The following is a 6,060-nucleotide window of genomic DNA, read 5'->3' as shown; positions in this document are numbered from 1 at the left end:
AGCGCCGAGCCGACGTGGCTCTGGCTGCCGACGCTGGTCGTCCTGTCGGTCGTCATCGCGCTCGGCCTCGCGACGCGGCCCGTGCGCACGGTCTTCCGGCCGCTCGTCGAGCCGCGCCCCCGCTGGCTGTTCGCCGACCCGACGCTGGCCGGGCGCGAAGGCCATCGCTCCGACCCCACCGGCTCGCGCCGGCCCCGTCAGGACCCGCGGCCGCGACCGCACCGCGAGCCCGAGCGGTAACCGGGCGCAACACAGCGCGCGCGGGTGTCGGCATCCGCCTACCCTCGCCTTCATGAGCGACCTGAACCTGCCCGTGCTCGATTTCGCCCTCCTCGACGCCGGCCCCGAACAGGCCGCCCTCTTCCGCGAGCAGTTGCGGGCGGCGACCCACGACGTCGGGTTCTTCTACCTCACCGGCACGGGCGTCGACGGCGAGCTGGAAGCACGGCTGCACCGCGCCGCGCGGGACTTCTTCGCCCTCCCGGATGCCGACAAGCTCGCGATCGAGAACGTCACCAGTGCACACTTCCGCGGCTACACGCGCATCGGCGGCGAGCGCACGCAGGGCAAGGTCGACTGGCGCGAGCAGATCGACATCGGACCCGAGCGCGATGTCGTCGACGACCCGGACGCCCCGGCGTTCGCACGGCTCATCGGGCCGAACCTGTGGCCCGCGGCGCAGCCCGAGCTGCGCGAGGTCGCGTCGGCCTGGCAGGAGCATCTGACGGGCGTCGCCCGGCGGCTGCTGCGCGCGTGGGCTCTGGCCCTGGGCGCGCCCGAGGACTACTTCGACGACCACTTCGGCGAACCGTCGACACTGCTCAAGATCGTCCGCTACCCCGGCTCGAGCGCGCCCGAGCCGGCCCAGGGCGTCGGCGCCCACAAGGACTCGGGCGTCCTCACGCTGCTGTGGGTCGAGCCCGGCAAGGGCGGCCTGCAGGTCGAGCGCGACGGCGAATGGGTGGATGCGCCCCCGGTGCCGGGGGCGTTCGTGGTCAACATCGGCGAGATGCTCGAGTACGCGACCGGCGGCTACCTCATCGCGACGAACCACCGCGTCGTATCGCCGCGCGCGCCCGAGGATCGCATCTCGGTGCCGTTCTTCTTCAACCCGGCCCTCGACGCCCGGCTCCCGCTCATCGAGCTGCCCCCCGAGCTCGCCGCACAGGCGCGCGGCGTCACGCAGGACCCCACGAACCCCATCCACGCCCTCTACGGCGAGAACGCCCTGAAGTCCCGGCTGCGGGCGCACCCCGACGTGGCCGAGCGCTGGCACGCCGACCTGCTGGCCGCTCGCGCCTAGGAGAGCTGCTTGCCGATGATGATCCGATCCACACCGCCGTACATCTTGCGGCGTGCCAGGTCGACGTAGCCGGCCTTCAGGAAGTTGCGACGACTCGGCTCGTTGTCAGGCGACACCGTCGCCAACGCGACGGGAACGTGGTCACGGACGAGTTCCTCCTCGACAGAGCTCAGGAGTGCCCGCTGCAGTCCACGGCCGCGGTACGACGGTGCGACCGCAACCGACTCGATGTGCGCAGCCGCCAAGACGGTCGCATCGTCGTATCCGAGACCGCGTGCCAGGTTGTCCTCGGCGTCCCGAGGAAACCGCACAATCATCGCGGCGACGACGAGATCGCCGTCGCCGGCGACCACCGTGAACCCGTCCGGGCCGCCAAGGTGACGCGCGACGACGTCGAGCGGATCCACGATGAAACGACCCTCGGGTTCGGTCCTCGAGGCCTCCTCGAGCAGCCGATGGATCGTCGGAGCCTCGTCAGGATGCGGCCTACGCAGCTGAACCACGTCGAACACCCTTCCGTCGACCCGCGGCCGAGTGCAGGAGTTCGCCGTACTCCGCACCCAACGCCGCTTCCAGTTCGGTCGATGACGCGTACTCGTCCCACCGCCCCTGCGCCCGTACGTGGTCGCGCCAGATGTCGTACAGGGTGATGAGGTTCCGGTAGCTGTAGCGATCGGGAATGAGCTCGATGCGCTGGATGTCGGGATTGTGCATCGCGACGAAGAAGCGGTATCCGAACAGATCATCCAGGAGCGCGATATCCACGACCCGGCGAGCGTGCAAGAGGTAACAGGTTTCGAAGAACGTGAGGTACACCATCGCGTCGTATTGATCGCGGTCCGAGAGCCGCTTCTCCCGGACCAGCCGTCCGTACACCCTCCCGATGGAGGCGTTGTCGTTGAAGCTGTTGTTGAGGTTCATGATGAACTCACCGATCGCGACGTCCTTCTCGGCCTTGATCTGAAACCAGATGGCCACCGCGGCGAAGACGGTGGCTGCGGCGGCGAGCGCCTGCTGCAAGACCGAGTCGGGCATCGCGACGAACAGGATGATCGAGGCCGATGCCGCGACGACGAACAGAATCCCGATGATCTTGGTGCGCCTGCGGGTGTGCACGGTACGACCCCCTCTCGATGTGGCATCAGCATACGAGGAGCGGATCGGGCCGGGGAATGACGAGAGCCTCCCCACACCGTGGGGAGGCTCTCCAAGAATGTTTTGCGCGATTGAACGCGGGGGCGCGAAGCCTTAGCGGCGCAGACCGAGACGCTCGATGAGCGAGCGGTAACGGTTGATGTCGATGTCCTGCAGGTAACCCAGCAGGCGACGACGCTGACCGACGAGCAGGAACAGCCCACGACGCGAGTGGTGGTCGTGCTTGTGCTCCTTGAGGTGCTCGGTGAGGTCCTTGATGCGCTGCGTCAGCATCGCGACCTGCACCTCGGGGGATCCGGTGTCACCGGGGTGCGTCGCGTACTCTTCGATGATCGCCTTCTTGACGTCTGCTTCCAGTGCCATAGGTGATCCCCTTCCTCTTCGTTGCGCGGCGCCCGACGCCTGATGCGTGGGCTCTCTTTCTCCGCGGCCGATCGAACGGCAACCTCAGGAGTCTACCAGCGCCGACGCCGTCGCGGAAACTCGTAGGCTCGGTCACGTGCAGTTCTCCGTCCACGTCAAGCCCGGCAGCCGCAAGGGCCCCCTCGTCGAGCAGGATGCCGAGGGCCTCACGGTCTTCGTGCGCGAGCGCGCCGTGGACGGCGCGGCCAACGACGGCGTCGTGCGGGCCCTCGCGGCCCACTTCGGTGTCCCGCCGCGCGACGTGACGATCCTCCGTGGACACGCCTCGCGCCACAAGCGCGTCGAGGTCGACCGGTGAGCGGCGGCCATCTGATCGATCTCACGCCGTTCCGGCGGAGCCCGGCCTTCGCCCGTCTGTGGATCGGGTCGACGCTGTCGGGCCTCGGCGGGCAGCTGACGATCATGGCCGTCATGCTGCACATGTACGCGCTGACCGGATCGACCTTCGCGGTGTCGATGATCGCGGTGGCGGGACTGGTGCCCATGGTGCTCGCCGGGATCTACGGCGGAATGCTGGCCGACGCCTTCGATCGGCGCACGGTCGCGCTCACCGCGGCGACGGTCACCTTCGTCTCGACCCTGCTGCTCGCGGTCCTCGCGTGGACGCAGCAGGAGGCGGTCTGGTCGCTCTACGTGCTCAGCGTCGTCAACTCGGCGGCGAACTCGATCGTGATGGCGAGCCGATCCGCCATCATCCCCCGCCTGCTCCCCCGCGAGCTGCTGCCCTCCGCCGCGGCGCTGCAGGGGGTGACGGTCGGCATCATGGTGATGGCCGGGCCCGCGCTGGCCGGTGTGCTGGTGGCCACCACGGGCTACGCGTGGACGTACTCGCTCGACGTCGTCCTGATGCTGAGCCTGTTCCTGGGCCTGTGGACGCTGCCGACGATGCGACCGGAGGGCGAGACGGTACGACCCGGCTTGGAGTCGTTGAAGGACGGCATCGCCTTCCTGAAGCGCGCCCCGAACATCCGGCTGCAGTTCGTCATGGACATCGTCGCGATGACGTTCGGACAGCCCTTGGCGCTGTTCCCCGCCCTGGGCATGGTGCTGCTCGGCGGCGGACCGGTGACGGCCGGAGCCCTCACCGCCGCCATCGCGGCCGGCGCCTTCCTGTCGAGCCTGTTCTCCGGACGGGTCGGCGGCTACCGCTGGCACGGGCGCGGCATCACGCGGGCGATCGAGGTGTACGGCGGGGCCATCGGCGCCTTCGCCCTGGCGCTGCTGCTGGCGGCGGTGGGGCTGGGCGCACCGGCGACGGTGGATGCCGAGCACGCGAACGTGCCGATGATCGTCGCCGCCTGCGTCGCGCTCGCGGTGGCCGGCGCCGCCGACAACGTGAGCGCGATCTACCGTTCGACGATGCTCCAGGCCGCCGTTCCGGACGCCGTGCGCGGAAGGCTCCAGGGGATCTTCATCGTCGTCGTCGCGGGCGGTCCGCGCGTCGGCGCGCTCTACGCGGGCACGCTGGCGACGATCACGACCCTGTGGTTCCCGCCGCTGGTCGGCGGCATCCTGATCATCGCGATCGTCGCGACGCTCGCGCGGTTGAGCCCCCGCTTCCGCGCGTACGACGCCGAGAACCCCCTCGCCTGAGCGCAGCGCCCGAGCGGGCGCGAGGTGCGCCGTCGCATTCCTGCCAGCCGTCGGCGGGTTTCGGACGTCGCGCTCGCGGACCCGTCCCGACGTCGGATGCCGCGGCTAGAGTCGCCGCGTGACCGTCTCCACGCCCGCCGCCGCCGTGGCCGCACCGCGCCCCGGGGCAGGGCCCGCCTCGTCGGTGATCGCCGTGCAGTTCGTGCTGGTCGGCGTCATCTGGGGCTCGAGCTTCCTGTTCATGAAGGTCGCCCTCGAGGGGATCTCCCCCGCGCAGGTCGCGTGGGGGCGGCTCGTGCTGGGCGCGCTCACCCTCGGGCTCTTCGTCCTCGCCCGTCGAGACCGCCTGCCGGCCGTCCGCGGCGCGGGCGCGCGCGTCTGGGGCCACATGACGGTGCTCGCGGTGAGCTTCTGCGTCGTGCCGTTCCTGCTCTTCTCCTGGGCGGAGCAGCACGTCTCCTCGGGTCTGGGCAGCATCTACAACGCGACCACGCCGATCATGACGGCCGTGATGGCGGCCGCCGTGTTCCGGGTCGAACGGCTGAAGCCCGTCCAGATCACCGGGATCGTCGTGGGCATCGCGGGCGTCGTGGTGATCATCGCGCCGTGGACGGGGCTCGATCTCACGCACAGCCTCGTGGCACAGCTCGCCCTGCTCGGCGCGACGGCGTGCTACGGGTTCAGCCTCGCCTACATGCGGCGCTTCCTCCGCGACTCGGGGATGACGCCCCTCGCCTTCTCGTTCGTCAACATCGGTATCGCGGCCGTCCTCATGACGCTCATCGCCCCGGCGATCGCGCTCTCGCCCGTCACCCTCGATCCCTGGATCGTGGGGAGCATGGTCCTGCTGGGATGTCTCGGCACGGGGGTCGCCTACATCTGGAACCAGAACACGCTGCGCGCCTGGGGGCCGACGGCGGCCTCCACCGTGACCTACATCACCCCCGTGGTCGGCGTCGCACTCGGCGTGCTCGTGCTCGGCGAAGAGGTCAGCTGGCACGAGCCGGTCGGTGCGGCGGTCGTCTTCCTCGGCATCCTCCTGGCGCAGAACCGGCTGCGGATGCCACGACGGCGGCCGCCCCGGGATGCCGGGGACGACCGCCGTCGATCGGATCGGATCAGGCCTGCAGCGCGCCCTGCAGATCGAGCGTGATGGTCACGTCCTTACCGACGAGGACGCCGCCGGTCTCGAGGGCGGCGTTCCAGGTCAGGCCGAAGTCCTCGCGGTTGATGACACCGGTCGCCGTCGCACCGGCCTTGTAGTTGCCGTACGGGTCGGTTCCGAACCCGCCGAACTCGAGGGTGAAGGTGACCGGCTTCGTGACGCCGTGCATCGTCAGGTCGCCGTCGACGAGGAAGTCGCCGCCGTCGAGACGGACACCGGTCGAGACGAACTCGATGGTCGGGAACTGGGCGACGTCGAAGAAGTCGGCGCTGCGCAGGTGGTTGTCGCGGTTCTCGTCGTTGGTGTTGATCGAGGCGACGTCGACGGTCGCGGTGACCTTGGCGTCCAGGGGGTTCTCGGGCGCCTCGATGGTGGCGCTCTTCAGGCCGAACACGCCGCGGACCTTCGAGATCATCATGTG

Annotated in this window: 8 protein-coding genes and 1 pseudogene; 5 read left to right on the top strand and 4 right to left on the bottom strand. The window is 69.6% G+C overall.

The annotated features are described in order from the left end of the window. Both AC1Q49_RS15935 and AC1Q49_RS15930 read left to right on the top strand, forming a co-directional pair. Nucleotides 1-240 (top strand): annotated as a pseudogene (locus AC1Q49_RS15935) (acyltransferase family protein); the annotation flags it as partial. A 52-nt stretch (nucleotides 241-292) separates the two neighbouring features. Further along, complete coding sequence (locus AC1Q49_RS15930) at nucleotides 293-1,303, top strand: isopenicillin N synthase family dioxygenase (RefSeq protein ID WP_191008796.1); 1,011 nt, start codon at nucleotides 293-295, stop codon at nucleotides 1,301-1,303. On the opposite strand, the gene AC1Q49_RS15925 is transcribed toward AC1Q49_RS15930, so the two are convergent. The 3 genes from AC1Q49_RS15925 to rpsO form a co-directional block, all read right to left on the bottom strand. Next, nucleotides 1,300-1,710, bottom strand: coding sequence for a GNAT family N-acetyltransferase (locus AC1Q49_RS15925; RefSeq protein ID WP_157553764.1), 411 nt, complete (start codon nucleotides 1,708-1,710; stop codon nucleotides 1,300-1,302). The genes AC1Q49_RS15930 and AC1Q49_RS15925 overlap by 4 nt on opposite strands. Nucleotides 1,711-1,789: 79 nt before the next feature. Beyond that, on the bottom strand, nucleotides 1,790-2,494 hold the full coding sequence (locus AC1Q49_RS15920) for a hypothetical protein (protein WP_492493365.1): 705 nt from the start codon (nucleotides 2,492-2,494) through the stop codon (nucleotides 1,790-1,792). 57 nt (nucleotides 2,495-2,551) lie between these two features. Further along, nucleotides 2,552-2,821 (bottom strand): 30S ribosomal protein S15, encoded by a 270-nt coding sequence (rpsO, locus tag AC1Q49_RS15915; protein WP_005048780.1) that lies wholly within the window; start codon nucleotides 2,819-2,821, stop codon nucleotides 2,552-2,554. Nucleotides 2,822-2,957: 136 nt separating this feature from the next. Between rpsO and AC1Q49_RS15910 the strand changes: the two genes are divergently transcribed. The 3 genes from AC1Q49_RS15910 (at nucleotide 2,958) to AC1Q49_RS15900 (ending at nucleotide 5,627) form a co-directional block, all read left to right on the top strand. Beyond that, the gene (locus AC1Q49_RS15910) at nucleotides 2,958-3,179 is read left to right on the top strand and encodes a DUF167 domain-containing protein (RefSeq protein WP_060959454.1); all 222 of its coding nucleotides are present in this window, start codon (nucleotides 2,958-2,960) and stop codon (nucleotides 3,177-3,179) included. Next, nucleotides 3,176-4,474 (top strand): MFS transporter, encoded by a 1,299-nt coding sequence (locus AC1Q49_RS15905; protein ID WP_060959453.1) that lies wholly within the window; start codon nucleotides 3,176-3,178, stop codon nucleotides 4,472-4,474. The genes AC1Q49_RS15910 and AC1Q49_RS15905 overlap by 4 nt, the downstream gene beginning before the upstream one ends. Before the next feature lie 184 nt (nucleotides 4,475-4,658). Further along, complete coding sequence (locus AC1Q49_RS15900) at nucleotides 4,659-5,627, top strand: DMT family transporter (protein WP_492493368.1); 969 nt, start codon at nucleotides 4,659-4,661, stop codon at nucleotides 5,625-5,627. On the opposite strand, the gene AC1Q49_RS15895 is transcribed toward AC1Q49_RS15900, so the two are convergent. Next, nucleotides 5,593-6,060 (bottom strand): YceI family protein (locus tag AC1Q49_RS15895; protein ID WP_492493361.1); only part of this gene is annotated, 468 nt, incomplete at its 5' end. The two genes, AC1Q49_RS15900 and AC1Q49_RS15895, sit on opposite strands and share 35 nt — an antisense overlap.

It is taken from the genome of Microbacterium sp. MPR-TSA4 (assembly GCF_058792815.1).
Note: the sequence above shows the minus strand (reverse complement) of the source record. Positions and strands in the feature narration are given on the sequence as shown.

Coding starts and splice junctions, on each gene's coding strand:
- AC1Q49_RS15930 (WP_191008796.1), top strand. CDS start 293: ATGAGCGACCTGAACCTGCCCGTGCTCGATTTCGCCCTCCTCGACGCC.
- rpsO (WP_005048780.1), bottom strand. CDS start 2,821: ATGGCACTGGAAGCAGACGTCAAGAAGGCGATCATCGAAGAGTACGCG.